The sequence below is a fragment of the Micromonospora sp. WMMA1998 genome (genome assembly GCF_027497375.1).
Taxonomy (GTDB): Bacteria; Actinomycetota; Actinomycetes; order Mycobacteriales; family Micromonosporaceae; genus Micromonospora; species Micromonospora sediminicola.
Genome location: NZ_CP114911.1, coordinates 5,955,965 through 5,982,956 on the forward strand (window position 1 = coordinate 5,955,965; position 26,992 = coordinate 5,982,956).

The window sequence follows — 26,992 nt, forward strand, 5'->3', positions numbered from 1 at the left end:
GTCACATCTCCTGCGGCGGGCCGGACATCACCGGGTGCACCTCGATCGGCATGTTCAGCGGCCGTCCGCCCGGGCCGGGCGCGGTGGAGATGAACGCGGCGATCTCGGTCGCCCGCTGCGGGGTCTCGCAGTCGACGATCCAGAAGCCGGCCAGGAACTCCTTGGTCTCCGCGAACGGGCCCTCGGTGACCACCGGCGCGCCGTTCGCGCCGGCCCGGACGATCCGGGCCTGCTGCGGCCCGCCCAGCCCCTCGCCCTGCACGAACTCGCCGTCGGCCACGAGCTTGGCGTTGACCTCGCCCATGAAGTCGATGTGCGCGCGGAACTCCTCCGGCGTCCAGGTGTCGACGGACGGGAATTCGGCCCCGGCGGCGCTGAACTGCATCAGCAGCATGTACTTCACGATTCGCTCCTCACGCCCGAGCACCGATTGTCGGTGCTTCCACCCTCCGGTAGAAGCTGCCACCCCGCCCTTCGACATCCGTCCGGACCGTTCCACCGCGTCCGCCGCGACGGTAACTCGGCGTCACCGACCGGTCGCGACCGGTCATGCCGCGTCCGACACGAAGCTCTCCGCATTCAACAACTGCTCGTGCAGCCGGCGCAGGGAGGCTCCCGGCTCGATGCCGACCTGGTCGACGAGGGTTGAGCGGGCCTCCCGGAAGGCGATGAGCGCCTCGGCTCGACGAGACGACAGGGCCAGTGCGCGCATCAGCAGCTCCCAGAGTCGTTCCCGCAGCGGATGCCCGGCGAGCATCTGGCGTACCTCCGACACCGTGTGGTGGCAGTCGCCGCTGGTCAGCCGAAGCTCCATGAGGTCCTCGAACGCATCGAGTCGGAGCTCGCACAGCCGGTCTCGCTCGGCCGCGGCCAGCGGACCCGTCATGCCGACCAGCGGATCGCCGCGCCACAACGCCAGCGCGGCGTTCAGCAACCTGCTGGCCTCCGCCGGTCTGCCGTGTCTGCGGGCGAGCTCGGCGTCGTCCAGCAGCCGCTTGAAACGGTGGGCGTCGACGGCCGTCGCGTCGACGTCCAGCAGATAACCGGCGGGCGTCGAGCGCAGCATGGTGAAGCGGCGCCCGCGAACGCTCGGCTCCAGCAACCTGCGTAGGCGTGCCACGTAGGTGTGCACCAGGTTCTCCGAGGTCTCCGGCGGCGTGGCACCCCACATGTCGACCGCGATCTGGCCGGTGTTCACCGGAGTTCCGCAGCGCAGCGCCAATGCCGCCAGCAACTCCTTTTGCCGGTTCGGCCCGGCGTGAATGCGACGGTTCTCCTGTCTGACCTCGATGAGCCCCAACAAGTTGATCGATAACGCAGGCACAGTTCAGCTTCTCCCGTCGGCCATCCATCTCGCCAAGCTGTCGCCGCCTATACATAAACATGCCTATCACAGATCTCTGCCTCCGTGGGGCTGTGATTGGGCGTCCTCGGGCGTCGATGCCGCCCCCGCGCTGCCGTTACGGTCCGTAGTCCAGTGTGCGTACAGAACTATTACACACAGACCCCGATATATTGACGGCAAGAGATTGCTCGAAGTTGACTCGGGGAGGCTGACCGCATGCCGCAGTTGCTGGGGATAGATGACGTCGACCGGCTTGACACACGGCGAGTGCAGGAGTTCTACAAGCGCTTCGTCAGCAGGAGCCAAGTTTCGCTCATGACCTCCTTCGGTTTCGGACGGGAGCTCGTCGCCTCCGCCGAGGGTGCCTGGATAACCATGCGGGACGGGCGGCGGGTGCTGGACTTCTCGGGCGGTGTGGGTGTGCTCAATCATGGGCACAACCACCCTCGGGTAATTGCCGCCCGTCAGCGGTTCGGGGAGGCCCGCCGCATGGAGGTGCACAAGGCCTTCTTCTCGCCGTTCCTGGGCGCCCTAAGCCACAACATCGCCGAGCTGCTCCCCGGAGACCTTTCGATCTCGTACTTCCCGAATTCGGGTGCCGAGGCCAACGAGGGCGCCATCAAGATGGCCTACAAATACCACGGCGGTAAGCGAAACAAAATCCTGAGAGCCGACATCAGCTTCCACGGCAAGACGCTCGGTGCGGGCAGCCTCACCGGTTCCACCGAGAACGCGTTCCAGTTTCCGGGTCTGCCCGGAATCGTCGTCTATCCCTACGGTGACGCCGCCGCCGTGCGCCGCCTGGTCGCCGAGCACCGCACCGCCGGCGGGCAGAGCGACGTGTACGCCATCCTGGTCGAACCGTTCAGCGCCTCCACACTCGCCGGTTGGTCCGAGGACGCGCTGCGCGACCTGAGGCGCCTCTGCGACGAAGAGGGGATCATTCTCATCTTCGACGAGATCTACACAGGATGGGGCAAGACCGGCTCGCTGTTCTTCTTCATGCGCCACGAGGGGCTGGTGCCGGACATCCTCACCTACTCGAAGTCGCTCGGCGGCGGCAAGGCTTCGATCTCCGGCTATACCGCGCGGGAGCCTGTCTTCCGGCGGGCCTACGACCGGCTCACGGACGTCATCCTGCACAGCACCACCTACTACGGCTTCGGCGAGGAGACCGCCACCGCGCTCGAAGCCGTCAATATCGTCGTCGAGGACGACTACCCGGGACGGGCGCGGGCGCTGGAGGCGTCCCTTGCGCCGGGGCTCGAACAGATCGCCAAGGCTCACCCCGACGTCGTGCAGACGGTCCGCGGTGTGGGCGCCCTGCACGGCGTGTTCCTCGGCGGCGGACCCCGGGTCCTCGACATCGCGGGCAGGCTCGCGCCGGGCTTCTCCCACGACCCGATGTTCCGGACCAAGCTGATCACCCTGTCGGTCATCGCTCACCTCTACCGCGAGCACGACATCATGACGTACTACAGCCCCAACGGGGCCAACCCGCTGATGGTGGCTCCTCCTCTGGTGGCCGGTGCCCAGGAGGTCGAGTACTTCCTCGACGCACTGGACGCCACCCTTGCCCGCGGCCTGCCGCGCCTGCTCGGGGCCTTCGTGCGGGACAAGGTCGTGTCCCAGTGGTGAGCCGGGTGGCGGTGACCGGCGCGGCGGGCATGCTCGGTTCTCATCTGGTCCGACGGCTCACCGAGGAGGCCGTCGTGGTGCACGGGGTGGACCTGCGTCCCGTTGACGCGCCACCTGCCGGAGCCGTCCACACCATCGCCGACATCCGCGACGAGGCAGCCATGGGCGCCGTGTTCACGGGGATGGACGCCGTCGTGCACACCGCCGCAGCACTGCCGACCTACCGGCCGGAGTTGATCCGGTCGGTGATCGTCGACGGTACGCGGACGGTCATGGCCGCCGCCGCGGCAGCCGACGTACCGCGGATCGTGCACATCTCGTCCACAGCGGTCTACGGCCTGCCCACCTCGGTGCCGACCACGGAGGACCACCCCCGTGCCCCGGTCGACGCCTACAGCGCCGCCAAGGCGGAGGCCGAACAGATCGTCGAGAGCTACCGGACGCCGCAGCGGCTGGTGCCGATTCTCCGGCCGAAGACCTTCCTGGGACCCGGCCGGATGGGTCTGTTCGCGATGCTCTTCGAGTGGGCCGAGGAGGGGCGGCACTTCCCGGTGCTCGGTCGCGGCGATGTCCGCATCCAGATGCTCGCGATGGACGACCTGCTCGACGGGATCGTCGCGGCCCTGGCCGTCGACGGCCCGGCGGCCAGCGAGACGTACAACCTCGCGGCGGCCGAGTTCGGCACCATCCGGGAGGACTTCCAGGCCGTCCTCGACGCGGCCGGTCACGGGCGTCGGGTCGTGTCGGTGCCGGCGAGACCGGCTCTGACCGTGCTGCGAGGGCTGGAACGCATCCGCCTCTCACCGGTGTACGGGCGGCTGCTGCACAAGCTGATGGCCGACTCGTACGTCAGCATCGCCAAGGCGGAGGCGGGGCTGGGTTTCCGGCCGCGGCTGTCCAACCGGGACGCCGTGCTGGACACCTACCGGTGGTGGCGGGCCAACCACACCGGCGGGGCCGCGCGGCCGGCCGGGTTGACCAGCCGCGAGCCGTGGCGGCAGGGACTCCTCTCCGCGGCCAAGGTCTTCTTCTGATCCGGCACGGCCGACACCCAACAGGGAGAACGACGTGCGAATCCTCGACCAGACAGCCGGTTCGACCGGGATCTCGGCGCCGGAGCCGGTTCCGCCGGTCGTGGCCGGCCGGCCGCCGGGCCTGCTCCGGGACCTGCTACGGCTGGTCCGACCCCACCAGTGGCTCAAGAACGTGCTGGTGGTGCCCCTCCCCTTGATCGACGCCGGCTCCTGGCGGCTGAACGACATCGGCCAGATCTGCCGGGCGGTACTGCTCTTCGTCGTCGCGTCCGCCCTGGTCTACGTGGGCAACGACGTGTTCGACCGGCACCGTGACCGCCTCCATCCCGTCAAACGCCTGCGCCCCGTCGCGTCGGGTCGGATATCCGTACCCGCCGCGGGCGCACTCGCAGCAGCCCTGGCGGTGGTACTGGTTCTGCTGCTCGCGGCCACCCCGGCCGCACAGTGGTGGCCTCTCCTGTGCTACCTCGTGCTCAACATCGCCTACACGGCCGGACTCAAGCACGTCGCTCTGCTGGACGTCTTCATCGTGGCGCTCGGATTTCAGCTCAGGCTCGCCCAGGGCTACGCGACCATCGGCCACGCCGTCTCGACCTGGCTCCCGATCTGTCTGCTCGGGCTGTGTCTGATGTTGGTGCTGGGCAAACGCCGAAGCGAGATCACCGCCTCCGGCGGTCACCACCGACCCTCCCTGCGGGGCTACTCGCTGCCGTTTCTCGACCTCCTGCTGGGCCTGACAGCGGCGCTGGTCTTCGCGGCCCTGCTGTTCTATCTCACCGCGGAGATGCCGCTCGGGCGGTACGCGTCGCTCGCGGCGCTGGTATCCGCGCCGATGGCGCTCCTGGTGCTCTTCCGGTACCTGCAGGTGGTCGTCGTCCACAGCGGTGGGGGTGACCCGGTTCGTACCCTCGTGCACGACCGGGTCACCGTGGCCTACGTCGCGCCGTGGGTCTGCTGCCTCGCCACTCTCACCATGCTCGCCCGATACCCCGATCTCTTCCACGCGCTCGTGCAGAAAGTGACGTGACGACATGCAGCCGGTCCCGTTGGTCTCCGTGGTCATTCCGAACTTCAACTACGCCCGTTCCCTGGCGCTCTGCCTGGCAGCCCTGGCGAGGCAGACGTATCCCGCCGTCGAGGTGATCGTGATCGACGACCACAGCACCGACGAGTCCGTCGCCGTCGCGGAGCGGATGGGTGCTCGGGTGCTCCGCACCGCTCGGCGTGCGAGCGGCTGCGCGGCCGGTCGCAACGTCGGCGTCGAGCACTCCTCCGGCGAGGTTCTCTTCTTTCTCGACTCGGACGTCGCGCTGGAACCGGACGCGATCGCCAACGCCGTCCGGATCTTGGCGGACGACCCCCGTATCGGGGCGGTGTGCGGCGTCTACCACCCCGAACCCCTGGTCTTGGACAGCCGTGTCGAGGAGTACCGGGGCCTCCAGTTGCACTACTGGCAGGCAAGTTCCGAGGGCCGGGTGTCGAACATGTATCCGGCGATGACGGCCATGCGGCGCACCGTCTTCGACGACGTCGGCCCCTTCAACCCGGCCCTCAAGCAGACCGAGGACGCCGACTACGGGCACCGCGTGTCACAGCGCTACGACCTCGTACTCAGTGCTCGGATCAGCGGGCGGCACGACCACGACGCCACGCTCGGGCTGCTGCTTCGGAAGGTGTTCCACCGCACCCGGCTGCGGATCCCCCTGTATGCCCGGCGCCGCCGGTTCGCGAAGGGGTTCGAGACCGCCACCCGGGGTTGGGGATGCGTCGCCGCGATCAGCTCGGTGCCCGCCCTGCTCCTACCGCTCTTCGTCGGCCCCCTCGGGGTGCTCGTGCCGGTCGGGCTGATCGGCGTGTCGGTACAGGCAGACCTCGGCATGTACCGGTTCGTCAACGGACGACGCGGCGCCCGATTCCTGGCCTTCTTCGCACTCATGCAGTACCTGGCCAACATCACCATCGCGTGCGGGCTCGTCGCGGGCGTCGCGCAGTGGTCGGTCTCCCGGCGCTTCCGGGAGCTGTACGACGAGACGGTGCGGCCGAAAGAAGCGGTGAGCGGGGCATGAGCGCGGAGCGCCTCGTGCAGGACCGGGCCCGACCCGGCCCGGAGGATGGTCGCCCGGCAGGCGCGCCGGGGCCCCGGCACGCGACGACGGGTAGGGCGCTGCGTGTCACCGCCGGGTTGTGGCTGGTCTTCTGCGTCCTGCACTACGCGCTGAGCGGGCGGTTCTGGCTCTGGTTGCTGGTGGACCTCATCCCACCCGTGTTCTTCGTCGCGGTGCCGGCGGTGCTTCTGGCGCTGGCGCTGGTGCTGCGGACGGCCACCCGCCGACTGGTGCTCGCGACGGTCACCGCGGTGGCGGTGACGCTGCCTCTGCTGGGGGTGCAGCTGGCGGGTCCCCGTCCGGGGGCGGGACACCGGGAGGTACGCGTGGTGTCGTGGAACACGGAGTACTGGGACCAGGACGACGACCACGGCGGGTTCATCGGCTTCCTCCGCTCCCAACGGGCGGACGTCTACCTGCTGCAGGAGTACATCCACTTCGACCAGTCGGAGCAGCGGGTGACCAGGATCGACGAGGTGTCCCGCCTGCGGGCGGCATTTCCCGGCTACCACATCGTGATCCGGGGCGAGTTGATCACCCTGTCGCGGTTCCCGGTGGTCGGTCAGCCGCTCGTACCACCGGACCGGTACGCCGCGGACGAGGACACCGAGGTGGGGTGGCAGGAGCAGTTCGAGCGGGCAAAGATCCTGCGGACCGACCTTCGCGTCGACGACCGGGTGGTGTCGTTCTACAACGTGCACATTCCGGTGCAGCTCGACGTCGCGCGTGCCCCGTGGCGGGCCGCCTTCTACCGCGCCGTGCGGGAGAAGGCGCACAACCGGAACCTCCAGTACGCCGGCCTGGCTCGGGAACTGGCCGGGAACCGGGCGCCGACGTTCGTCGCGGGCGACTTCAACACCACCTCCGCGATGGGGGAGATGGGCAGGATCCCCGACCGGATGACGGATGCGGCGGCTGCCGGCGACTCCTGGTACCCGGTGTCCTGGCCGGCGGGGGGCACGGCGCTGTGGAGACTCGACTGGGCCTTCACGGCGGGTGGCCTCACCGCCCGTCGCTACGAGCTCGTCGACCCGGCCGGCCTGTCCGACCACCGCCTCCAGCGGGTGCTGGTGTCCGTGGCGGCGGCCCGGTGAAGCGGGGGCAGCTCGCGTCCGGCGTCCGAGCGATCGTCTACGCCGTGGTGCTCGGTGTGATCGGGTGGCAGCTCTGGTCGCGCCGATCCGACCTCGTCGCGGGCGTGGCCGCGGTAGGAGCGGCGCGCTGTCTGCTCGCGACGGCGCTCGCGCTGGCCGGACTCTGGCTCGGCATGCTCGGCTGGCACACCCTGCTCGCCGGTGTCGGCGTGCCGGTCGCCCTGCGGCCGGCGACCCGGTTGTACTTCGTGTCCGGGCTCGCCAAGTACCTGCCCGGTGGTCTCTGGCCGGCGGTCGCCCAGGCGGACCTGGCCCGGTCGCTGAACCTGCCCGCGACCCGGCTCGCGGTCACCTTTCTCGGCAGTGTGGTGGTGTCGGTGCTGGCCGGACTCGCCGTCGGTCTGCCGGCCCTGCTGCCGCTCGTCGGGGCCGCGATCCCGGTGTCGGTGCTGGTGGCCACCGGAGCGCTCGCCGCTCTGCTGGCGACCGTCGTCCACCGCCGGAGGCAGCGGTTCGGGCTGGCGATCCCGGGCCGGAGCATGCTCGTCGCCTTTGCCCTGACCGCGGCCGGCTGGATGATCACTGGTCTGCACGTCGTCGTCCTGGCGGGAGCGCTGGGTGTGCCGGCCCGTTCCGCCCCGCTGCTGATCGGCGCCTTCGCGCTCGCCACCGTGGCGGGGATGGTGGCGGTGGTGCTTCCCGCCGGAATCGGCGCCCGCGACGGTGTGCTGCTGGCGATGCTCGTCGGCGTCGTCGGGCCGGCCGGGGGCCTGACGGTGGTGGTGTTGAGTCGTGCTCTGATGACCTGCGCGGACGTGGTCGCCGCCGGGGTCGCCGTGCTGGCCGCACGGCAGTTGCTACCGGTGGAACCCGCACAGCGGCGGTGAGCCGCCGTCGGCCCCCACCCGGGGCCGTCGGGTTCGTTCGGGACCGACGACCCCCGGGCCCGTCCGCTTTCAGCCACTTCCCAGTCGTCTCCATTAGGGTGCCCTGCACGGCCCGCGCGCTCCAGGGTGGAGCGCGCCTACGGCGGAAGCGGAGTGGCGATGGTCTTCAAGAAGATGCTGAGCGCGTTCGGCGTGGGTGGCCCGAGCGTCGACACCGTGCTGACCAACCCGAACACCCGGCCCGGCCTGGCCCTGGACGGGCACGTCAACCTGGTCGGCGGCGACGCTCCGGCGCGGATCGAGCAGATCACCCTCGGCCTGGTCACCCGGGTCGAGATCGAGGGCGGCGACACCGAGTACGCCGGCATCATGGAGTTCCACCGGATGCCGGTCAGCGGCGCGTTCGAGCTGGCCCCGAAGCAGCAGCTCGCCATCCCGTTCCAGATGCCGGTGCCGTGGGAGACCCCGGTCACCGACGTCTACGGGCAGCGGCTGCGCGGCATGACCATGGGCCTGCGCACCGAACTGGCGGTGGCCCGGGCGGTGGACAAGTCCGACCTGGACCAGGTGTCGGTGCACCCGCTGCCGATCCACGAGCGGATCCTGGACGCCTTCCAGGCGCTGGGCTTCCGGTTCAAACACGCCGACCTGGAGCGCGGCCACATCTACGGGGTCCCGCAGACGTTGCCGTTCTACCAGGAGATCGAGTTCTTCGCCGCGCCGCAGTACGCGCAGACGGTCAACGAGGTCGAGCTGACGTTCGTGACCAGCCAGCAGGGTGTCGAGGTGATCCTGGAGTGCGACAAGCGCGGCGGCTTCCTCAGCGCCGGGCACGACGCCTTCGGCCGGTACTCGATCCCGCACAGCGACGCCGCGCGCACCGACTGGACCCAGGTGGTCGACGGCTGGCTGCGCGAGACCACGTCCCGCTACGGCGGCCTGCGCGCCCAGGGCTTCGGCGCGCCGCACGGCCACCACGGCTACCCGGGACACCACGGTCACCGGGGCGCCGGGATGGGCGGCATGATGGCCGGCGCCGCGCTCGGTGTGGCCGGCGGTCTGGTCGCCGGCGAGATGCTCGAGGACGCCTTCGAGGGTGACGACGGCGGGGACTTCGGCGAGGAGTGACGGCACGCGACGACGCCCCCGGGACGCAGGTCCCGGGGGCGTCGCCGTTGGTGTGACCGTGCGGGTCAGTGCCGGCCTCGGCGCTCCTTGCCGGAGCGACGCGCGCTGCCCGCCTTCGACAGGCCCCGGCTGACCAGGTACGCGCCGGTCAGCGCGGTCAGGTACCACCAGGCCTGGTTCGGGTTGTTGATGTTCAGGCCGTTGGTGGCGGCGCCCCGCCAGAACGCGGCGATCACGACGACCGCGACGGCTGCGGCGTACACCCAGAACTCGGTGGTGAGGAACGCCTGCTTCGTCTCGGTGCCCGGGCTGGGCGCCGGCTCCCGGTGGCCGTCGTGCATCGACGGCATCTGACGGGTCGACGTGTCCTGCATGCTCGCCCGGTTCTGGACGTCGGACATCGGCCGGTTCATCGGCCTGGTGGATGCAGCCTGCGTGCTCATCTGGTCCTCCTCAGGATTTGATGAGTCGTTACCTGCACACCCTCGCCCCGCTACCGCAGGTCGGCCACGGCACGGTTCGCGCTCTGTGGCGGGGGCACCCTCCGACTACCCGACCCCGGAGACAAGCTAACCGCCGGGCGCCCGGCCGTCGTCGCCCCTGCGGGGAAACGGACAGTCGGGCGTGTATCCGGCGCCACCGGAGGCCTGCCGGTTTCAGCCACCGGCCCTCGGGCACGCATCACTGACACCCGACACCGGAGCGACGAGGTGGTTGACGTGCGTGAGGACGACATGCGGCAGGACGCCGCCCGGCAGGCCGAGCAGCGGGTCGCCGGCGGCGTGTACGGCGAAGGCGCGCTCGACGAGGTCACCGTGCCGCAGACCGACGTGGAGCGGATGATCCAGGAGTCGGATCCGGACGACCCGGCGCACGTTCCGGTCGACCCGACCGTGCTGCGCGACGGCGGTCCCACCCGGGGCCAGGGCGCGGTCACCACGACCGGCGGCACCGCCGGACCGGCCAGCGTGCGGCGGGTGGCCCGGCAGCCGGAGCGGCACCCGGGCAGGGTGGCGCCGACCACCACCGGGGACGCCACGACCGGTGGGATGAGCACCCCGGCCGGCGGTTCCACCAGTGACGCCTCGGCGAGCGGCGCCCAGGTCGGCAACTTCACCGACGAGGGCGCCAACCCGGGCTGACAGTTGTTAAGAAGGGGCCCCTCCTCTACCGGATGCGTTAAGGAGGGGCCCTTCCTTACGTCCGCAGGACGCCGAGGCGCTGGGTGGCGCGGGTGAGCGCGACGTAGAGGTCGCTGTGCCCGCGCGGCGACTCGGACACGATCCGTTCCGGCTCCACCACCAGCACCGAGTCGAACTCCAGCCCCTTGGCCTGCTCGGTGGTCAGCACCACCACCCGGTTCGCCAGCTCCGGCTGCTCGCCGACGGCCGCCTCGGGCAGCGCCGCGACGACGGCGGCGCCCAGCTCGGTCACCCGCCCGGTCGGCACGATCACGCCGAGCCGCCCGTCGCCGAGCCCGGCGGCCTCCCGCGCGGTCGCCTCGACCAGCGCGTCGACCAGCGAGGCCGCCGCGACGGTGCGGTCCCACGGCGGTACGCCGGTGGCGCGTACCGAGCGGGGCGGGCGCAGGGCCGGGTCGATCTCGCCGAGCACGTCGGCGGCGACCGCCATGATCTCGGCGGGGGTGCGGTAGCTGACGGTCAGCTCCTCCAACCGCCACCGGTCCGCCACGTACGGCGCCAGCGCCTCCCCCCAGGACGGGGTGCCGGCCAGCGCGCCGGTCTGCGCGACGTCCCCGACGACGGTCATCGACCGGCTCGGGCAGCGGCGCATCAGCAGCCGCCAGGCCATCGGCGACAGCTCCTGCGCCTCGTCGACGATGACGTGCCCGAACGCCCACGTCCGGTCCGCCGCGGCGCGTTGCGCGGTGGTGAGCCGGTCGGACTCCTCCTGCCGCTCGGAGAGCCGGGCGGCGTCGATCAGGTCGGTCACGCCGAGGATCTCACCGCCGTCGGCCTCGTCCTCCACGTCGATCGAGCGGGAGCCGCGCCAGATCTCCAGCACGCCCTCGGCGTACTCGCGTTCCATCGCGCGGATCCGTTCCCGGCGGGCGGCGGCGGCGCGTTCGTCCTCGCCGAGCAGTTCGGCGGCCTCGTCCAGCAGCGGCACGTCGGCCGGCGTCCAGCCGCCGGGCTCCCGGTGCAGGGCGGCCCGCTCGGCGTCGGTGAGCATCGGCGCGGCGGCGGCGATCCGCTCCGGCGACGCGAACAGGTCGGCGAGCAGGCGCTGCGGGGTGAGCACCGGCCACAGCTCGTCCAGCGCGGCCCGGATCTCCGGCTCCTCGCGCAGCTCGCGGCGGATCTCCGCGCGGTCGGCCTCGGAGAGCAGGTTCTCCCCGCCCAGCGGGTCCGCGCCGATCCGCTCGGCCACCTGGTCGGCGAGCGCGTGCACGATCTCGATGTCGAACAGCGCGCGGGCCAGGTTGTGCGCCCGGCCGGTGCGGCGGACCCGGTCGCGGGCCTGGCGGACCGTCTCCGGGTCGAGCGTGAGCACCTCGCGCTGGGGCAGCTCGATCGCGATCGGCTCGGTCGGCACCCACTGCCGGTCCCGGACCGCCGCGGCGAGCACCTCGGTCAGCACGGCGCGGCCCTTGAGCGCGGCGGTGGTGGCCGGCTCGGCGCGCCGGGCGTGCACCCCGGGGAAGAGGTCGGCCTGGGTGCGCAGCAGCACGCCGGTCTCGGCCAGCGCCGGCAGCACCTGGGAGATGTAGCGCAGGAACGTGGCGTTCGGGCCGACCAGCAGCACGCCCCGGGTGGAGAGCTGCTGCCGGTGCGTGTAGAGCAGGTAGGCGGCCCGGTGCAGCGCCACCGCCGTCTTGCCGGTGCCCGGCCCGCCCTGCACCACCATCACGCCCGGCAGGTCGGCGCGGATGATCCGGTCCTGCTCGGCCTGGATCGTCTCGACGATGTCGCGCATCCGGCCGGTACGCCCGGCGTTGAGCGCGGCGAGCAGCGACGCCTCGCCGGTGACCTCCTCGTGGGCGGTGGGGGAGGCGGCGGTGATGTCCAGCACCTCGTCGTTGAGCCCGGTGACCTTGCGCTCGCGGGTACGCAGGTGCCGCCGCCGGCGTACGCCCTGCGGGTTGGCGGCGGTGGCCAGGTAGAACGGGCGGGCGGCCGGGGCGCGCCAGTCCATCAGCAGCGGGTCGTAGTCGCCGGAGGTGTCGAAGATGCCGATCCGGCCGATGTAGCGGGCGGTGCCGTCGTCGCCGTCGAGGCGGCCGAAGCAGAGGCCGGACTCGACCGCGGAGAACTGCTCGACCTGGTCGGCGTACATCGCGACGGTGGCGTCGCGCTGCGACCGCGCCTGCTGGGTGCCGCCGGTGTGGCGCAACTCCTCGTCGAGCCTGCGGGCGGCCTGGTCCCGCATGCCGTCCAGCCGGTCGTAGAGCATCGAGACGTACTCCTGCTCGCGACCGACCTCGTCGTCCTGGTGCAGGTCACCCGCCACGTCGGAGTGCATTGACAAGCCGGCTCCTCATTGACTAAAATTGCCGCAGGAATGGCATTCAATAGCCATTCCTTTTTTGTGCCTGAACTGAGAAAGATAGCGCGTCGCCCGCCACCCGACCAAGCCCGGACACGGCTCGCAGGCCCGGTCGACGTCCGCCGACCGGGCCTGCGAGCGCGGCGGTTCAGCCCTTGGCCGCCTGGTAGAGCCGCTCCTGCGTGACCAGCCCGGCGAGCACCCGGCCGTCGTCGGTCAGCAGCACGCTGAACAGCTTGCCGCTGAGCAGCCGGCCGCTTCCCCAGTCGCCGCTGACCTTCGGCAGGTCGCCGAGCACCCGGCTCAGCATCTCCGCGTCCGGCGCGTCCTTGCCGGCCTTCGCGCCGCCGGCACCCGCGCCGAGCGCCTCGTCGAGCTTGGCGACCACCACGGTGGTCCAGCCGGTGCCGACCGTACGCACGTCGGGGCGGTCGGCGTCCGACCCGCCGGTGGCCTTGCCGGCCCCCGGCGCACCGGGCATCCGGCCGGCCGGCCCGGGCCGCTCGTCGGCCGGCGCCTCGGTGACCTTGACGCCGGGCGGCGGGTTGAAGCGGAACTGGTCGGCGTCCGGGGTGCGGAAGTCGACCTGGGTGAACGCCACCTCGAACGCCGGCTCGTCGGCGCCGTCGGCGAGCACCTCGAAGCGCAGCGGCACGTGCTCCTTCGCGTCCAACGCGATCCGCACCTGGTGCACCAGCGACGCCTTGTCGCGCGGCGTGAGCACCAGCTCGTACACGTCCCGCCCGGCCACCGTGGCCGAGCGGCCCACGGTCACCGCCGTGGTCGGGTCGATCGCGGCCAGCGCCTGCTCGGTGGCGTCGGCCGGAGTGGCCGGCGCGGACGCCAGGTCCTTGCCGTCGGCCGGCAGCTTCCGGTGGACGGCGGTGTTCTCCCGGCTGTTCCAGGTCCAGACGTCGCGCCCGTTGCGCAGCACGTCCTGCTCGCCGAGCGTGTCGACCAGGGCGAGCCGCTGCCGGTCCTCGCCGCCGTACCAGACGCGCAGCGTGTGCGTGCCGGAGACCAGGCCGGCGAGCTGGTTGCCGGTGGCCTGGCCGGCGAGCGCGGCGATCGGCGGCAGACCGAGGTCGGCGCGCTGCACCACGGTGCCGGAGAGCCCGTCCAGGCGGGACGTACGCAGGTCTTCCAGCAGCTGGGCCGCGCTGCGCGGCGGCAGGGCCGGGTCGGCGCCGGCGGCGAACGTGCCGACGGCGGCGCCACCACCGATCACGGCGACCCCCGCGGTCACCGGGACCAGCCAGCGCAGCACGGCGCAGTTCTTCATCACGGACATAGTGTGCACCTCCTGCGCTCCATGCTGCGCGATCGTCGCTGTGACGACGCTGAGGAGATCCCCTACGGGTGACCCCATGGTGGCACCCTGGACCGGTGCGGTTGCTGGTGGTGGAGGACGAGACGCGGCTCGCCGCGGCGCTGCGGCGGGGCCTGTCCGCGGAGGGCTTCGTGGTGGACGTGGCCGGCACCGGCCCGGAGGGGCTGGACGCGGCCCGGCACGGCGAGTACGACGCGATGATCCTCGACGTGATGCTGCCCGGCCTCTCCGGTTACGAGGTGGTGCGCCGGCTGCGCGCCGAGCAGCGCTGGCTGCCGGTGCTGATGCTCTCGGCCAAGGACGGCGAGTACGACCAGGCCGACGGGCTGGACTGCGGCGCCGACGACTACCTGACCAAGCCCTTCTCGTACGTGGTGCTGCTGGCCCGGCTGCGGGCGCTGCTGCGCCGCGGCGCGCCCCGGCGGCCGGCCGTGCTGACGGTCGGCGACCTGCGCCTGGACCCGGCCCGGCGGCGGGTCACCCGGGACGACGTCGAGGTGGTGCTGACCAGCCGCGAGTACGCGCTGCTCGACTACCTGATGCGCCGGGCCGGCGAGGTGGTGTCGAAGACCGAGCTGCTGGACCACGTCTGGGACGCCTCGGTCGACACCGCGCCGAACGCGGTGGAGGTCTACGTCGGCTACCTGCGCCGCAAGATCGGCCGGGAGCGGCTGGAGACGGTCCGGGGCGCCGGCTACCGGTTGGCCACGTGATCCGCCCGCTGCGCCGCCTGGGACTGCGGGCCCGGCTGCTGGCGCTGGGCGTGCTCGGGCTGGTGCTCGGGTTCGCGCTCGGCGGCGCGCTGCTGCTCGGCGCGCTCGGCTGGACGCTGCAACGGTCGGTGGACGAGGAGGCGCTGCGCACCGCCGACGCGGTCGCCCTGCTCACCGCCGAGGACGCGCTGCCGGACCCGTTGCCGGTGGCCGGCGGGCAGCTGCGGGTGCAGGTGGTCGACGGGCAGGCCCGGATCCGGGCCGCGTCGATCGACGCGGACCGCCTGGTGCCGATGCTCGGCCCGGACGAGCTGCGGCCCGGGCAGCGGCAGCGGCTGGTGGTGGACGGGCAGCGGGTCGGCATGTCCGGGCCGGTGCGGGTGGTGACGGTGCCGGCCGGCACGCCCCAGGAGCCGCGCACGGTGCTGGTGGCCAAGTCGCTCTCCGACGTCCGGCACAGCCTGCACGTGGTGCGCAACCTGCTGCTGGTCGGCTTCCCGCTGCTGGTGGCCGGGCTGGCGGTGGTGGCGTGGCGGGTGGTCGGCGCGACGCTGCGCCCGGTGGAGGAGCTGCGCAGCGGCGCCGCCGAGATCACCGGCCGGGCGGGGACGGAACGCCTGCCGGTCCCGGCCGGGCAGGACGAGATCCACCGGCTCGCGGTGACGCTCAACGACATGCTGGACCGGTTGGCCGCGTCCCGGGACCGGCAGCGGGCGTTCGTCGCCGACGCGGCGCACGAGTTGCGCAGCCCGCTGACCAACATGCGGACCGAGCTGGAGGTGGCCCGCCGGCTCGGCGGCGACACCGACTGGCCGGCGGTGGCCGACGACCTGCTGGCCGACACCGAACGGCTGGGCCGCCTGGTCGACGACCTGCTGCTGCTGGCCCGCCTCGACGAGCAGGTGGCGCGACCGTCGCCGGTGGGTCCGGTGGAGTTGGGCGGGCTGCTGCGCGTGGTGGCCGCCCGCTACCCGTCCCCGCCGGTGCGGCTGGTCGTGCCGGACGGGGCGTGGTGGGTCGAGGGGGATCCGGGGGAGCTGCGCCGGGTGCTGGTCAACCTGGTGGACAACGCGCTGCGGCACGCGCACGGCGCGGTGGAGCTGGCCGTGACCGGCCCGGCCGGGGCGTACCACCTGGTCACCGTGACCGACGACGGGCCGGGCGTCCCGGCGGCGGACCGGGAGCGGGTGTTCGCCCGGTTCACCCGGCTGGACGACGCGCGGGCCCGCGACGCCGGCGGCGCGGGCCTCGGCCTGGCCATCGTGCGCGAGTTGGTGCGCCGGGCGGGTGGCACGGTGGAGCTGACGGACGCGACGCCGGGCGCCGTCGCGCCCGGGCTGCGGGCGACGGTACGCCTGCCGGCGCTGGCCGAACCGGACCCGGAGTGAGGCGTCAGCGGCGCCGTTTCGTGCAGACCGGCCCGGTCCGCGCGACGCTGTCGGTGGACCAGACGAGCGCCACGGTGAAGCAGTAGTCGGTGGTGCGGTCGAGGCCGTAGGCGATGTAGTCGGTGGAGCCGGCCGGCAGCGTGGCGAACGTGCCCTGCGGCTGGCCCGAGCGGCCCCCGGCGATCACCACCGGGCCCTCCGCGCCGGTCGGGTAGGTCCAGCTCAGCACGATGCTGTCGCGCCGGTCGGTGAGCGCGAGCCGCCCGGGCGGGGTGCCCGGGGAGGCGGCCGGCGGCGTGGTCGGGACGGGCCGGCTCGGTGCCGGCGGGCCGCTCGACGCCGGCGGCGGGGTGTCGCGGGCGTCGTCCACCCGGGACACGCCGGCGATCACCGCGATGGTGCCGAGCAGCAGCGCCACCACCACCCCGAGCACGGCCAGCGGCAGCCAGGGCCGGGCGCGCGGCTCGGCGGCGGGTGGCCGGGGCACGTGCACCGGCAGGTAGCGCGACGGCGGCCCGGGCGGGTCGGCCGGCGGCACCCGGCGTACGCCCGGCGGCGGGTCGTCGGTGAGCCCGACCACGGTCGGGGGCAGCGCGTCCTCGCCGGGCCGCCACGGCCGGTCGACCGGGTCGTCCGGCGGCCACGGGTAGTCGTCGAACGCGTCGCCGTCGGCCTCGGGCGGAGTGCGGGGCGTGGGCACGTGCGCCGCGTCGGCGCCCCGGCCCGGTGGGTGGTAGAGCGGCGTCTCGACCGGGTCGTCGAGCGCGGGCGGGGAGTAGGGCGGCAGGTCGGGGGGACCCTCGGCGGGCGGGGGAACGCGGGCGGCGGGCACCACCGGCGGCTCCGGGGCGGGCGGCTCGGGCGCGGGGCAGACGTGGTCCGGGTCGGCGGCGGCCCGGGCCAGCCCGGCCACCTGCGCGGCGAGCGGGTCGTCGGAGTCCAGGTGCGCCCGGCACAGGTCCTCCGCGAGCGCCAGGTGCTCGTGCGCGTCGGCGTACCGGCCGCAGTCGCGTTCCATCGCGCCGAGCTTGGCCAGCATCTTGATGCCGCTGGGGTGGCCGTCGCCGTAGACCTCGCGGTGCAGCTCCCACGCGTCCTGGAGCCGGTCGCGGGCCACCTCGCACTGGCCGCGCGCGTATTCGACGGTGGCCAGGTCGGCGTGGGCGGCCAGCACCCGCTGGGACTCCGGCCCGTCGCGGGCGGTCAGCTCGATGATGACGTCGGAGTAGAGCCGGGCGGCCCGGGCGTCGCTGCCGACCCGGTGCAGCACCGCGGCCAGGGTGGCGGCGGCGGTGACGGTGCGCTCGTCGGCGCGGCCGAACAGTCGGGTGGTGGCCGCGTACGCGAACGCGGCCCAGCCCCGGGCGGAGTGCGGCTCGCCGAGCGCGACCAGTAGCCGGGCCTGCAAGCCGGCGGCCTCGGCCAGCTCGGGGGAGGCGTTGGCGGGGCGGGGGTCGGCGTCGCTGAGCGCGTCGGCGAGCAGCCGTTGCGCGCCGGTCAGGTCGCCTTCGGACACCAGGTGGTGCGCCTGGACGGTCAGGTCAGCGAAGCCGGAGGACACGCCCCATCGTGCTCATCCGGCGACGGTAAGTACAACCCCCGGAGTGGATCAGTTTGGTCCCGATCCGGTCAGGTGGGCGGCGAGCGTCTCGCTGATCCGGCGCAGCTGGTCGACCTGGGCCGGGCTGAGCGCGTCGAACAGGTGCCGGCGTACCCCTTCGACGTGGCCGGGGGCGGCGGCGGCCAGGGTGGCGAAGCCGTCGTCGGTGAGCACGGCGAGCTGGCCGCGCCGGTCGGTGGGGCAGTCCTCCCGGCGGATCCAGCCGGCGGCCTCCAGGCGGGCGGCGGCGTGCGAGAGCCGGCTGCGCGAGGAGCCGGTGGCGTCGGCCAGGTCGCTCATCCGCAGCCGCCGGCCGGGGGTCTCGGAGAGCCGGACCAGGATCTCGTAGTAGGCGTGCGGCATGCCGGCGTCGCGTTGCAGCTCGCGGTCGAGCGTCTCCATCAGCGCCCGGGAGGCGGCGAGGAAGGCGCGCCAGGTCCGCTGCTCGTCGGGTTCCAGCCACCGGGTCATGACGACCATCATAACGCCGGTTGTTGAACGCTCAACCAAACTGGGGTACCGTCGGAGCCATGGGAATCCACCGGCTCAACCACGCCGTCCTCTACGTCAGTGACCTGGAGCGCAGCGTCGCCTTCTACCGCGACGTGCTGGGCTTCCGCCGGGTCCCGATGACGCCGGACGGCTTCCGCGGCGCCGCCTTCCTCCAGGCGCCCGACTCCACCAACGACCACGACCTCGGGCTGTTCGAGATCGGCGCGGCGGCCGGGGCGTCGCAGGCCGGCCGGGCCACCGTCGGCCTCTACCACCTGGCCTGGGAGCTGGACACGCTCGACGAGCTGGGCGCCACCGCCGAGCGGCTGGCCGCCGCCGGCGCGCTGGTCGGCACGTCGGACCACGGCACCACCAAGAGCCTCTACGGCCGCGACCCGGACGGGCTGGAGTTCGAGATCGTCTGGATCGTCCCCGCCGCCCTGCTGGACGACGCCGCGCTCGCCGCCCGCAAGCGGATCGGCCGGCTCGACCTGGACCGCGAGCGGCAGCGCTACGGCGGCCAGACCCGCGGCGGCGTGGGCATCTCCGTCCCGGCCTGACCGGGGTACGCGGCCACGACGCCGCCCGGGTGCGGTAGAAACGGCACCATGTCGACCGACGCCGTCCTGCGCGAGCTGCTCGTCCGCCAGCTCGACCACTGGCTCCCCGCGGCGCTGCACCGGGCCCGACGGGCCACGCTCGCGCTCGCGTACGCCGGGGGTTCCGCCGTCGGCGCGGAGGCGGCGCTGCGGGTGGTGGCCGAGTTCGCCGACCGGCTGCGCGGGCGGCGGCTGACCGTGCTGGTGCTGGCCGACGCCGACCCGGACCTGCCGGCGCGCCTCGGCGCCGCCGAGGCCGACCTGCCGAGCGACGTCGCCGTGCACGTGGTGCCCGGCTCGCCGGACCGGCTGCCGGTGGCGCTCAAGGCGGCCGGGGCGGCGGGCGCGCCGCTGTTCACCCTCGTCGACGGCGCCGAGCCGGACCCGGCGCTGCTGGCCGCCGCCGCGTCCGGCCGCCCGGCCGAGCTGCTGCTGGTCACCGCGCCCGGCCGGTCGCTGCGCCCGGCGCTGGCCGCGGCCGGCTTCCCGCTGGTCACCGAGGTCGAGCTGGTGGGGGACGGGCCGGCCCGGCTGCTCGGCTACGCCACCGGCTCCGACCGGGGCCTGGAGGCGGTCAAGGAGGCGCTCTGGGCGGTCGACGAGTACGCCGGAGTGCGCTACCGCGACCCGGCCGATCCGCAGGGCCGGCTGCTCGACATCTCGCTGGAGCCCGAGCCCGGCCCGCTGCGGCGCGAGTTGCTGGCCGAGCTGGAGCGCTCCGGCCCGCTGACGGTCAGCGAGCTGCGCCGCTTCGCCGCGACGGACACCGTCTACCGGCCCGCCGACGCCAACCGGGCGCTGGCCTCGATGCTCGCCGCCGGCGCGGTGACCCGCGACCCGGAGCACGGCCGGCTCGGCGGCGACGTGCGGATCAGCGTCGCCCCGACCGCTGGGTCATCTGTTTGACCACCACGGACGCGCCGGTGGCGACCACCCCGATGCTGAACACCATCTGGGCGCAGACGGCCACCCGGGCGATCTGCCCCTGGGCGTGCACGTCGCCGTAGCCGATCGTGGTGAGCGTGGCCAGCGCGAAGTAGAGCGCGTCGATCCGGGTGCGCAACCCGACGAACTCACCGGGCCGGGTGTCCGCCACCACGTAGTCGGCCAACGCGAAGACCAGCAGCCCGGCGATCAGCGCGACGGCGAGCCGGGTGAGCGCCCGGTCCTCCTCCCGGCCGGTCGGCTGGTCGCGGGTGAGCTGGCGGCGGACCTGGCCGGTGACCAGGAACGCGACCACGGCGACCAGCAGCAGCGTGCCGGCGGAGCGCAGGGCCAGCCGCAGCCCGTTCGGGTCCGGCTCGACCGGCACCAGGAAGTAGCCGACCAGCATCAGCGCGCAGGCCGCCACGGCCCGCCGCCGCATCCGCCGCGGGGTCAGGTCCACCATGCCGCGATTGTTCCGTCGCGGGGTCACCGTCGGCGGCCGAACGGCGAACCCGGCCCGGACGACGAAGGGGACGACCGGCGAACCGCCGGCGTCCCCTTCGTCGTAACGGTCCGCGAACCGTCAGGCCTTGTCCTGCTTCCAGGAGAGCGGCCCCGGAAGGTCCACGCGGTGGGCGCGGGTGTTCGAGTTCCAGGACCAACGACCGATCTTGATGCTCCACGAGGAGAACCCGTTCTGGGTGAAGTGGAGGATCAGCGGTCCGTACTTCTTGCGCTTGCGGAACTGGACGCCCATCGGGGGTGCCTCCTTCGTCTCCCTGCCTCTGCGGCATCGAACATGCCCGGATCGACGTTTCGCGAAACCCGGTCGGATCCGCACTGGACGGACGGGCCCTTCGGGGTGCCGCTCATCGGCGACGCGTCAGCTCTGCTCCTGTGCCGGGTGGCGCGGCGGATCGACGCCGGCGACGACATCGTCCTGCTGGCCGAACCGCTCGCGCTCGGCACCGATCGACAGCAGTTGGGCGCGTCAGCGGGGCTCCCACGCGTCCGGCTGGGCGGTCAGCTTGCGCACGTGCGCCGGCAGCCGGCCGCTGACCAGCTCGTCCAGGCTCACCTCGTCGACCACCCGGCGCACCGAGGCGCGCACCGCCACCCAGAGCCGGGGCAGGTTCTCCGCCGCTCCCTCGTACCGCGTCTCCTCCGGGCGCAGCCCGCGAACCCCGGCGAGCGGGCCGTCGACGGCGCGCAACACCTGCCCGATGGTGGTCTCGCGCGGCGGGCGGGCGAGGGTGTAGCCGCCCTCGGCGCCACGCTGGGCCCGGACGATGCCGGCCCGGCGCAGGTCGGCCAGGACCGCTTCGAGGAACTTGCGCGGCATGTCCTGCTCCGCCGCGATGGCCTGGGTGGACAGCAGGGTGGGGTATGCGGTGGCCAGGCTCAGGGCTGCCCGGACCGCGTAGTCACCGCGCGCGGAGATCTGCACAGTGCCATCATGCCCGGCCGGCCGGCGCGGGGGAGTCGGCGGGCGGGCGGGGACGCACCAGACGGACGGGCAGCGGCCGTTCCCGGCCGGCCCGGAACGCGCCCGGGCTCACCCCGACCTCGCGGGTGAAGAAGCGCCCGAAGTTGGTCGGCTCGGGAAAACCGAGCCGCCGGCCGATCCGGGCGATCGGCTCGTCGGTGGCGGCGAGCAGCCGGCAGGCCTGCAACGCGACCCGCTCGTCCACCACCTGCTTGGCGCTGCGGCCGGTCACCGCCAGGCAGGCCCGGGTCAGGGTACGCACCGAGCAGCCGATCCGGGCGGCGTAGTCCTCGACCCGGCGGGTGTCCCGGTAACCGCGTTCCACCTCTCGGCACAACCGCCGGAACGTCTCCGCCTCGGCCCGTGGCGCGGGCGACCGGTCGGGGTGCGGCAGCAGGCTCAGCCGCAGCAGCAGCACGGCGAGCTGGTGGCGCAGCAGCGCCGCGGCGGCGGGCACCAGCGCGTGCCGGTCGGCGTCCACGGCCAGCTGGCTCACCTCGCCGATCACCGCGTCCTCGTCCTCGCCGGCGAGCTGCCGGTGCGTCGGCACCGCGTCCGGGTCGACGTCGAGGCCGCGCAGCGCGTCCGGCCCCCAGCTCACCACCGTCGCGTCCAGCTGCGTGCCGACGCAGCGCAGCGCCTGGCCGGGGTGGGCGCGCAGCAGCGTGCCCGGCCGGCAGGGCACGGCCCGGAAGTCCAGCTCGGCGGTGCCGTGTCCGTGGGTGACCAGGATCAACACGTCCCGGTCGAGCAGGACGGGCCGGGGCCAGCCGCGGTCGGCCGTGAGGTCGTCGAGCGCGCCGGTGACGATCTCGTCGGTGCCGAGGCGGGGCTCCGACAGGCCGGTGCGGGTGGCCGGGGAGGGCTGACCGGTAGTGACCATCATCCCGACGGTAACCGGCCCGGCGGCACGTTGCATCTCGACGCTTTCGCCCCGCTCGGGCCGCTCTTGTCGGCGCGTACGCCCGGCGGTTAGGTTACCGATCGGTAAGGCCCGGGCCGGGGGACCGGTCCGCGGCCCGGGCGACGGCGATGGGATGGGCATGACGGATCTGTTCTCGGTCGACGGCAAGACGGTGGTGGTCACCGGCGGCTCGCGGGGGATCGGGCTGATGATCGCCCGCGGTTTCGTCCGGGCCGGCGCCCGGGTCGTCATCTCCTCGCGCAAGGCCGACGTGTGCGAGTCGGTGGCCAAGGAACTCTCCGCCGAGGGCCACTGCGAGGCCATCCCGGCGGACCTGGGCAGCGACGAGGGCGCGCTCGCCCTCGCCGAGGCAGTGCGGCAGCGCCACGACCGGGTGCACGTGCTGGTCAACAACGCCGGCGCCACCTGGGGCGCGCCGCTGGAGGAATACCCGGAAGGCGCGTTCGACAAGCTCTGGGCGGTCAACGTCAAGGCCGTCTTCCGGCTCACCACCGCGCTGCTGCCCGAACTGCGCGCCGCCGCCGCCGACGACGACCCGGCCCGCGTGATCAACATCGGGTCCATCGACGGCATCCGGGTGCCGTTCATGGAGGTGTACGCCTACTCGGCCACCAAGGCGGCCGTGCACATGCTCACCCGCAGCCTGGCCCACCAGCTCGCCGGCGGGCGGATCACCGTCAACGCGATCGCGCCCGGCCCGTTCGAGAGCAAGATGATGGCGTTCGCGCTGGACGACCCGCAGTCGCGCGCGGCCATCGAGCAGCAGGTGCCGCTGGGCCGGATCGGGCGCCCCGAGGACATGGCCGGCACCGCGATCTACCTCGCGTCGCGCGCCGGCGCCTACCTGACCGGCGCGGTCATCCCGGTCGACGGCGGGATCACCACGCACGGCTGAGCGCGCGGCGGCGTACCCCGGGGGTGAGACGGCCCGGGGCCGCGCGGACTCGGCAGATCCGCGCGGCCCCGGGTGGTTGCCGTGTCAGCGCCCGGCGAGCAGCCGGGTCACCGCGGTGTCGACGTCCAGGTGCTCGGCCTCACGGCCGCGCGGGACGACGACGTAGGTCCGCCGCAGGAAGCGCACCAGCACGCTGCGCGGGACCTCGAACAGGGCGTTGCCGTCCGGGGACGACAGCGCGAGCGCGACGAAGTCGCCGCGCGGGGTGGCCCACGGCCAGACCCGGACGTCGCCGATGCCGGCCGGCTCGTCGAGCCCGGTGACCAGCAGTTCGCGGGCGAACGACCAGCTCACCGCCTCGCCGCCGGCGGACTCGGCATGGAACAGGACATGGACCGCATACGGGTCAGCAGGGTCGTAACGCAGGCTGGCACGCACCGGCAAGGCGGTGGCGTCAGGCGCGACGAGCCTTAGCGACGTCTCGACCTCTACGGTCGTCGGTCGGATGACACTCATGGACGTTCTCCCCCCGGCACCGCTGCGGAACGCGCGTGTCCCGCTTTTCCCATACTCAGGTGCTGCTCCTGGCTACGCTCCGCCATACGCTGACTTCACCCAGTGGTGGGAAGGGGGTCGGAAAGCCTTCGGGAACGTGAGAACCCTTGTAGGATTTCCGGTTCCGCCCACTCCGTCGTCCCGCCCGGCAACGGGTGGTTCAGTCGTCGACTTACTCCGGTAACGTCCAGTCGTCAGCAGGGGTGACGGTCCCGGGCGACACTGGGGGTGGAAATGGTCACGAGGGGTTCCTCGGTGACGGCGCGGACCAGGGCCGAATCGCCGAAAGGTGCGGCCCGAGCAGCCAAAAGGCGGGGGTACGAGGTGTCGGTCGACGGGCGTTCGCAGGGCGCTCTGGCGGAGCGCAGGCGGGGCTGGCGAGGCCGCCTGCACACCACCCTGGAGCTGATCCGCGCCAACCCCACCGGCCGCGTCGCCCTCAAGGTCTTCATCGGCATCCTCGGCGCCCTCGTGGTCACCGTCGGCATCGCCCTCATCCCGCTGCCCGGCCCCGGCTGGCTGCTGGTCATCGCCGGCCTCGGCGTCTGGGCCGTCGAGTTCCACTGGGCCCGCCGGCTGCTCGCGTTCACCCGCCGACACGTCAACTCCTGGACGCGTTGGGTGACCAGCAGGTCGCTCGGCGTCCGCTTCGTGCTCGGCGCCGTCGGCCTGGTCTTCGTGTCGGTGGTGGTGTGGCTGTCGCTCAAGTACAGCCTCGGCATCGACGTGGTGGCGCGGGCGATGCACTACCTCGCGACGCACTGAGACCCGGTTTTTGGTCCGGGCCCTCGATCGGGTAGAGTCATGCGCGCTGAGGGCGATTAGCTCAGCGGGAGAGCGCTTCGTTCACACCGAAGAGGTCACTGGTTCGATCCCAGTATCGCCCACGCAGGTCAAAGGCCACTTCCCGGCTTCGGGAGGTGGCCTTTGTGCTGCCGTACAGCAGCTTTGTACAGCAGTTCTCGTCAGCGGCGCAGGGAGTCGCCGAGGCGCTTGAGTGCTTCTCTCGTCTTTGTCGATGTGACCTGCGTGTAGATCTCCACAGTTACCGCGAAGCGGGCGTGCCTGAGCACCTGCATGGCGACTCTGGGGTGGACGTCGAGGTCGGCCAGGAGGGTGGCGCAGGTTCGCCTGGCGTCGTGCACGGTGATCGGCGTGACGCGTGCTTTGCCGTCCTTAATGGAGCGCAGTTCGCCAGTGGCGATCTTCATCTTGACCTTGGAGACGCCGAAGCCGAGCAGGACGGCGACCTCGGCCGGGGAGTACCAGCGCGGGGTGAGGTCTCGGCTCATGCGGTCACCCCCAGCCACGTCTCGTGGGCGAGTTCTTTCCGGCCGATGCGTCTGCTCTCGCGGCGCTGCCTCGCGGCGGTGTTGGCGAGCAGGGCGTCGCCTTCGGTGAGCCAGCCGGAGCCGATGTAGGCGAGGGTGCCGACGGTGATCGTGTCGGCCGATTCGTCGTCTTCTTCCCGGCGGTAGGTGATGCGGGTGTCGTGGAGCTGGCCGAAGGTGACGGAGTAGCGGCGGGCTTTGGTGAGGAAGTGGCCGCCGTAACCGAGCATGTGTGCCCAGCGGCGTAGTCCGGCATAAGCGTTCGCTTTGGCGTCAAGGCTGTCTTGACGGTGGTCGGTGGTTGCGGCGCCGCCGGTCGTGTCGGTGTGGGTGGGCCTCCCGAGGTGCCAGCAGGCGTCGATGAGGCGGGCGACGTGGTCGCCTCCGGGGTCGGCGTAGTCGTCGATCGTGGCCGGCATGAGTCGGGTGGAGGAGTGGCCGGTGGCTTCGGTGGCCTTGGTGGCGTACTTGGCGAGGCACGCGGCGACCTTGCCGTCGGTCAGCTCACCGGTCGTGCCGTTGATGTGTCGGACGTCGACCTGCTCGCCCCAGGCGACCAGCCAGCCTTCGGCCCGGTCGGGGCGCGGTGGTGTGGTGACGGTGATCTGCCGGGCGGCGGCGTGGACAGCGGCCTCCAGGTCGTCGACGGTGATGCCGTCCGGTGGCGGTACGAGGGCCTCCGGGTCGTCGGGGTCGACGCCGTCGAGGCGTAGCAGGGCGTGGAAGTGCACGGCGGCGCGGCGCTGCATCTCGGCGACCTTGCCGTGGGACACCCGCACGGGCGGCATCCAGCGAACCTTGCCGGAGGCGGTGACGATGCCGACCTTCGGGATACCGCGTCGACGGCAGAGCGTGGCGAGGTGGCGTTCGATGGCCTGCTTGGTGCGCCGCCACAGCTCGCCGGAGAAGTAGTTCCAGACGACCTGGTGGGCGTGGTCGTAGCAGTCCAGGCACAACGGCTGGCCCAGCCGCGGATCGTCGGCGTCGTGGCGGGCGAAGCACGACGTGGGCTCTCCGTGCGGGCAGGTTCCGGCGTTGCTGCGGGCGCGGCAGGGGGCGGGTCGGCAGTCGCAGCGCTGCCGGTGGCGGTAGGTGTGGCGTCGGACGTGACGATGGTGGACCGGGCCGAAGGATGGCGCGGTGAAGGTGGCGAAGACGACCGGGTGCAGGCTGAGCGATGCGGGGACGCCCTTGCCTCCGGTCAGGCCGCGACAGACGACTTGGTAGGCGTCGCCCCGGTAGACCCAGGCGCAGTCCGGGCACGCCGATTCGCGTCGGTTGCCGCACGCCTTGGACAGCGTCCGGTCGGGCAGCTCGTCGGTGTGCAGCCGGCCGGTGACACGGCCGGTGTTCCGGTCGACGGCGGCGATGGTGCCGGTGAGGCGGACCGGACGGGAGCAGCCGCCGGCGGGGCGGGTGTGCTCCAGCCAGCCGGAGAACTCCGGTGAGGCGGCGCGGTGCAGGACCTGGACGTCACGACCGGCGGCAAGGCCGGGGCGGTAGGTGGTGAAGATGGCTGTCTCCTCTTGCGGGGGTGGCAGGGACGGGTGACGAAGCACCACCAGCCGTGGACGTGGGTCCGCTGGTGGTGTTCGTCGTGTCTCCTGGCACCGCCGAGAGGGCGGCTGACGCCGGAGGGCGGAATGGTGGTGGTGCCACTTCCCGCCGATCGGTCATGTCCTTTCACGCTCGTTGACCTGATGAGTGGGCCGGCACGGGTGGGAACCTGGGATATCGGCATCCGGCGGGCTGCCGCAGGCTGCCCCCACCCGTGGGGCAAGCGAATCCGGGCCATCGTCGACGGCACGGAAGACCGTGCTGAGCCATTCAGCGGATTCGGGGAACCGGCATATCGGCCGGTGGGATCGAGAGCCGGCGGGGCGTGGCCCGCATCAGCGGCAGGAAGGCCGTCCGGCATCTCCGGAATCGAGTCCAGCGATCCGACAGGAAGGCCGCGCTGGCGTGCTCGACGAGCGCCAGAGTAGCACCGCGTACCGACACGTCAACCCGTCG

The 26,992-nt window shown here is 72.7% G+C and carries 27 protein-coding genes, 1 tRNA gene and 2 pseudogenes; 15 read left to right on the forward strand and 15 right to left on the reverse strand.

Going from position 1 to position 26,992, the window contains the following annotated elements:
- Nucleotide 1 precedes the first annotated feature (1 nt).
- Both O7600_RS27705 and O7600_RS27710 read right to left on the reverse strand, forming a co-directional pair.
- Nucleotides 2-394, reverse strand: a complete 393-nt coding sequence (locus tag O7600_RS27705) for a YciI family protein (protein ID WP_281594285.1) — start codon at nucleotides 392-394, stop codon at nucleotides 2-4.
- A gap of 153 nt (nucleotides 395-547) precedes the next feature.
- Nucleotides 548-1,300: an AfsR/SARP family transcriptional regulator gene (locus tag O7600_RS27710; protein ID WP_281591326.1), complete on the reverse strand. Its 753-nt coding sequence runs from the start codon at nucleotides 1,298-1,300 to the stop codon at nucleotides 548-550.
- Nucleotides 1,301-1,660: 360 nt separating this feature from the next.
- Between O7600_RS27710 and O7600_RS27715 the strand changes: the two genes are divergently transcribed.
- From O7600_RS27715 to O7600_RS27745, 7 genes are all read left to right on the forward strand, one after another.
- On the forward strand, nucleotides 1,661-2,983 hold the full coding sequence (locus O7600_RS27715; protein WP_281594286.1) for an aminotransferase class III-fold pyridoxal phosphate-dependent enzyme: 1,323 nt from the start codon (nucleotides 1,661-1,663) through the stop codon (nucleotides 2,981-2,983).
- Entirely contained in the window at nucleotides 2,977-4,017 is a 1,041-nt protein-coding gene (locus O7600_RS27720) for an NAD-dependent epimerase/dehydratase family protein (RefSeq protein ID WP_281591327.1), read from the forward strand. Before O7600_RS27715 ends, O7600_RS27720 begins: the two co-directional genes overlap by 7 nt.
- 34 nt (nucleotides 4,018-4,051) lie before the next feature.
- Nucleotides 4,052-5,044 carry a UbiA prenyltransferase family protein gene (locus O7600_RS27725; protein ID WP_281591328.1) on the forward strand — a complete coding sequence of 331 codons (993 nt, stop codon included), beginning with the start codon at nucleotides 4,052-4,054 and terminating at the stop codon, nucleotides 5,042-5,044.
- A 4-nt stretch (nucleotides 5,045-5,048) separates the two neighbouring features.
- Nucleotides 5,049-6,083 carry a glycosyltransferase family 2 protein gene (locus tag O7600_RS27730; RefSeq protein WP_281591329.1) on the forward strand — a complete coding sequence of 345 codons (1,035 nt, stop codon included), beginning with the start codon at nucleotides 5,049-5,051 and terminating at the stop codon, nucleotides 6,081-6,083.
- Nucleotides 6,080-7,216: an endonuclease/exonuclease/phosphatase family protein gene (locus O7600_RS27735; protein WP_281591330.1), complete on the forward strand. Its 1,137-nt coding sequence runs from the start codon at nucleotides 6,080-6,082 to the stop codon at nucleotides 7,214-7,216. Before O7600_RS27730 ends, O7600_RS27735 begins: the two co-directional genes overlap by 4 nt.
- On the forward strand, nucleotides 7,213-8,103 hold the full coding sequence (locus O7600_RS27740) for a lysylphosphatidylglycerol synthase domain-containing protein (protein ID WP_281591331.1): 891 nt from the start codon (nucleotides 7,213-7,215) through the stop codon (nucleotides 8,101-8,103). Before O7600_RS27735 ends, O7600_RS27740 begins: the two co-directional genes overlap by 4 nt.
- Nucleotides 8,104-8,262: 159 nt before the next feature.
- Entirely contained in the window at nucleotides 8,263-9,231 is a 969-nt protein-coding gene (locus O7600_RS27745) for a sporulation protein (protein WP_281591332.1), read from the forward strand.
- Between the two features lie 65 nt (nucleotides 9,232-9,296).
- Here the strand turns inward: O7600_RS27745 and O7600_RS27750 are convergent, their stop codons facing one another.
- Complete coding sequence (locus O7600_RS27750; protein WP_281591333.1) at nucleotides 9,297-9,674, reverse strand: hypothetical protein; 378 nt, start codon at nucleotides 9,672-9,674, stop codon at nucleotides 9,297-9,299.
- A gap of 276 nt (nucleotides 9,675-9,950) precedes the next feature.
- On the opposite strand from O7600_RS27750, the gene O7600_RS27755 reads away from it, so the two are divergent.
- Nucleotides 9,951-10,373 carry a hypothetical protein gene (locus O7600_RS27755; RefSeq protein WP_281591334.1) on the forward strand — a complete coding sequence of 141 codons (423 nt, stop codon included), beginning with the start codon at nucleotides 9,951-9,953 and terminating at the stop codon, nucleotides 10,371-10,373.
- A gap of 55 nt (nucleotides 10,374-10,428) precedes the next feature.
- Here the strand turns inward: O7600_RS27755 and O7600_RS27760 are convergent, their stop codons facing one another.
- Nucleotides 10,429-12,714 carry an AAA family ATPase gene (locus O7600_RS27760; RefSeq protein ID WP_281594287.1) on the reverse strand — a complete coding sequence of 762 codons (2,286 nt, stop codon included), beginning with the start codon at nucleotides 12,712-12,714 and terminating at the stop codon, nucleotides 10,429-10,431.
- 172 nt (nucleotides 12,715-12,886) lie between these two features.
- On the reverse strand, nucleotides 12,887-14,029 hold the full coding sequence (locus O7600_RS27765) for a sigma-E factor regulatory protein RseB domain-containing protein (RefSeq protein WP_281591335.1): 1,143 nt from the start codon (nucleotides 14,027-14,029) through the stop codon (nucleotides 12,887-12,889).
- A gap of 95 nt (nucleotides 14,030-14,124) precedes the next feature.
- Between O7600_RS27765 and O7600_RS27770 the strand changes: the two genes are divergently transcribed.
- The gene (locus tag O7600_RS27770; RefSeq protein ID WP_091579106.1) at nucleotides 14,125-14,781 is read left to right on the forward strand and encodes a response regulator transcription factor; all 657 of its coding nucleotides are present in this window, start codon (nucleotides 14,125-14,127) and stop codon (nucleotides 14,779-14,781) included.
- Nucleotides 14,778-16,169, forward strand: a complete 1,392-nt coding sequence (locus tag O7600_RS27775) for a HAMP domain-containing sensor histidine kinase (RefSeq protein WP_281591336.1) — start codon at nucleotides 14,778-14,780, stop codon at nucleotides 16,167-16,169. Before O7600_RS27770 ends, O7600_RS27775 begins: the two co-directional genes overlap by 4 nt.
- A gap of 4 nt (nucleotides 16,170-16,173) precedes the next feature.
- Here O7600_RS27775 and O7600_RS27780 read toward each other — a convergent pair whose 3' ends face one another.
- Together O7600_RS27780 and O7600_RS27785 are read right to left on the reverse strand one after the other, a co-directional pair.
- Nucleotides 16,174-17,730 (reverse strand): tetratricopeptide repeat protein, encoded by a 1,557-nt coding sequence (locus tag O7600_RS27780; RefSeq protein WP_281591337.1) that lies wholly within the window; start codon nucleotides 17,728-17,730, stop codon nucleotides 16,174-16,176.
- 48 nt (nucleotides 17,731-17,778) lie between these two features.
- Entirely contained in the window at nucleotides 17,779-18,249 is a 471-nt protein-coding gene (locus O7600_RS27785) for a MarR family transcriptional regulator (RefSeq protein WP_281594288.1), read from the reverse strand.
- Nucleotides 18,250-18,299: 50 nt separating this feature from the next.
- Here O7600_RS27785 and O7600_RS27790 point away from each other — a divergent pair, with 50 nt between their 5' ends.
- Nucleotides 18,300-18,821 (forward strand): VOC family protein, encoded by a 522-nt coding sequence (locus tag O7600_RS27790; protein WP_091579101.1) that lies wholly within the window; start codon nucleotides 18,300-18,302, stop codon nucleotides 18,819-18,821.
- 48 nt (nucleotides 18,822-18,869) lie between these two features.
- Nucleotides 18,870-19,766 carry a hypothetical protein gene (locus O7600_RS27795; RefSeq protein ID WP_281591338.1) on the forward strand — a complete coding sequence of 299 codons (897 nt, stop codon included), beginning with the start codon at nucleotides 18,870-18,872 and terminating at the stop codon, nucleotides 19,764-19,766.
- On the opposite strand, the gene O7600_RS27800 is transcribed toward O7600_RS27795, so the two are convergent.
- The 4 genes from O7600_RS27800 to O7600_RS27815 all read right to left on the reverse strand — a co-directional run bounded on the left by O7600_RS27800 (nucleotide 19,732) and on the right by O7600_RS27815 (nucleotide 22,159).
- Nucleotides 19,732-20,250, reverse strand: a complete 519-nt coding sequence (locus O7600_RS27800; protein WP_281591339.1) for a potassium channel family protein — start codon at nucleotides 20,248-20,250, stop codon at nucleotides 19,732-19,734. The genes O7600_RS27795 and O7600_RS27800 overlap by 35 nt on opposite strands.
- Before the next feature lie 120 nt (nucleotides 20,251-20,370).
- Nucleotides 20,371-20,544, reverse strand: coding sequence for a DUF4236 domain-containing protein (locus O7600_RS27805; RefSeq protein WP_064498970.1), 174 nt, complete (start codon nucleotides 20,542-20,544; stop codon nucleotides 20,371-20,373).
- Between the two features lie 234 nt (nucleotides 20,545-20,778).
- On the reverse strand, nucleotides 20,779-21,234 hold the full coding sequence (locus tag O7600_RS27810) for an Rrf2 family transcriptional regulator (protein ID WP_098745685.1): 456 nt from the start codon (nucleotides 21,232-21,234) through the stop codon (nucleotides 20,779-20,781).
- A 7-nt stretch (nucleotides 21,235-21,241) separates the two neighbouring features.
- A complete protein-coding gene (locus tag O7600_RS27815) occupies nucleotides 21,242-22,159 on the reverse strand; it encodes an AraC family transcriptional regulator (RefSeq protein ID WP_099161880.1) in 918 nt (305 codons plus the stop codon).
- Nucleotides 22,160-22,316: 157 nt separating this feature from the next.
- Between O7600_RS27815 and O7600_RS27820 the strand changes: the two genes are divergently transcribed.
- Complete coding sequence (locus O7600_RS27820) at nucleotides 22,317-23,093, forward strand: glucose 1-dehydrogenase (protein WP_281591340.1); 777 nt, start codon at nucleotides 22,317-22,319, stop codon at nucleotides 23,091-23,093.
- 84 nt (nucleotides 23,094-23,177) lie between these two features.
- On the opposite strand, the gene O7600_RS27825 is transcribed toward O7600_RS27820, so the two are convergent.
- Nucleotides 23,178-23,609 carry an SsgA family sporulation/cell division regulator gene (locus tag O7600_RS27825; RefSeq protein ID WP_053653619.1) on the reverse strand — a complete coding sequence of 144 codons (432 nt, stop codon included), beginning with the start codon at nucleotides 23,607-23,609 and terminating at the stop codon, nucleotides 23,178-23,180.
- A gap of 273 nt (nucleotides 23,610-23,882) precedes the next feature.
- Here O7600_RS27825 and O7600_RS27830 point away from each other — a divergent pair, with 273 nt between their 5' ends.
- Both O7600_RS27830 and O7600_RS27835 read left to right on the forward strand, forming a co-directional pair.
- Complete coding sequence (locus O7600_RS27830) at nucleotides 23,883-24,413, forward strand: TIGR02611 family protein (protein ID WP_172967823.1); 531 nt, start codon at nucleotides 23,883-23,885, stop codon at nucleotides 24,411-24,413.
- 50 nt (nucleotides 24,414-24,463) lie between these two features.
- Nucleotides 24,464-24,535 (forward strand) — tRNA-Val (locus tag O7600_RS27835).
- A 78-nt stretch (nucleotides 24,536-24,613) separates the two neighbouring features.
- Here O7600_RS27835 and O7600_RS27840 read toward each other — a convergent pair.
- The 3 genes and pseudogenes from O7600_RS27840 to O7600_RS27850 form a co-directional block, all read right to left on the reverse strand.
- Nucleotides 24,614-24,817: pseudogene (locus O7600_RS27840) on the reverse strand (site-specific integrase); the annotation flags it as partial.
- A pseudogene (locus O7600_RS27845) lies at nucleotides 24,800-24,940 on the reverse strand (DNA-binding protein); the annotation flags it as partial. The pseudogenes O7600_RS27845 and O7600_RS27840, both read right to left, overlap by 18 nt.
- Entirely contained in the window at nucleotides 24,937-26,493 is a 1,557-nt protein-coding gene (locus tag O7600_RS27850; RefSeq protein ID WP_281594289.1) for a replication initiator, read from the reverse strand. The gene O7600_RS27850 and the pseudogene O7600_RS27845, both read right to left, overlap by 4 nt.
- Nucleotides 26,494-26,992: the final 499 nt, after the last annotated feature.

Coding starts and splice junctions, on each gene's coding strand:
- O7600_RS27815 (WP_099161880.1), bottom strand. CDS start 22,159: ATGATGGTCACTACCGGTCAGCCCTCCCCGGCCACCCGCACCGGCCTG.
- O7600_RS27735 (WP_281591330.1), top strand. CDS start 6,080: ATGAGCGCGGAGCGCCTCGTGCAGGACCGGGCCCGACCCGGCCCGGAG.
- O7600_RS27805 (WP_064498970.1), bottom strand. CDS start 20,544: ATGGGCGTCCAGTTCCGCAAGCGCAAGAAGTACGGACCGCTGATCCTC.
- O7600_RS27730 (WP_281591329.1), top strand. CDS start 5,049: ATGCAGCCGGTCCCGTTGGTCTCCGTGGTCATTCCGAACTTCAACTAC.
- O7600_RS27795 (WP_281591338.1), top strand. CDS start 18,870: ATGTCGACCGACGCCGTCCTGCGCGAGCTGCTCGTCCGCCAGCTCGAC.
- O7600_RS27765 (WP_281591335.1), bottom strand. CDS start 14,029: ATGTCCGTGATGAAGAACTGCGCCGTGCTGCGCTGGCTGGTCCCGGTG.
- O7600_RS27745 (WP_281591332.1), top strand. CDS start 8,263: ATGGTCTTCAAGAAGATGCTGAGCGCGTTCGGCGTGGGTGGCCCGAGC.
- O7600_RS27825 (WP_053653619.1), bottom strand. CDS start 23,609: ATGAGTGTCATCCGACCGACGACCGTAGAGGTCGAGACGTCGCTAAGG.
- O7600_RS27715 (WP_281594286.1), top strand. CDS start 1,661: ATGACCTCCTTCGGTTTCGGACGGGAGCTCGTCGCCTCCGCCGAGGGT.
- O7600_RS27820 (WP_281591340.1), top strand. CDS start 22,317: ATGACGGATCTGTTCTCGGTCGACGGCAAGACGGTGGTGGTCACCGGC.
- O7600_RS27830 (WP_172967823.1), top strand. CDS start 23,883: ATGGTCACGAGGGGTTCCTCGGTGACGGCGCGGACCAGGGCCGAATCG.
- O7600_RS27800 (WP_281591339.1), bottom strand. CDS start 20,250: ATGGTGGACCTGACCCCGCGGCGGATGCGGCGGCGGGCCGTGGCGGCC.
- O7600_RS27760 (WP_281594287.1), bottom strand. CDS start 12,714: ATGCACTCCGACGTGGCGGGTGACCTGCACCAGGACGACGAGGTCGGT.
- O7600_RS27790 (WP_091579101.1), top strand. CDS start 18,300: ATGGGAATCCACCGGCTCAACCACGCCGTCCTCTACGTCAGTGACCTG.
- O7600_RS27750 (WP_281591333.1), bottom strand. CDS start 9,674: ATGAGCACGCAGGCTGCATCCACCAGGCCGATGAACCGGCCGATGTCC.
- O7600_RS27785 (WP_281594288.1), bottom strand. CDS start 18,249: ATGGTCGTCATGACCCGGTGGCTGGAACCCGACGAGCAGCGGACCTGG.
- O7600_RS27705 (WP_281594285.1), bottom strand. CDS start 394: ATGCTGCTGATGCAGTTCAGCGCCGCCGGGGCCGAATTCCCGTCCGTC.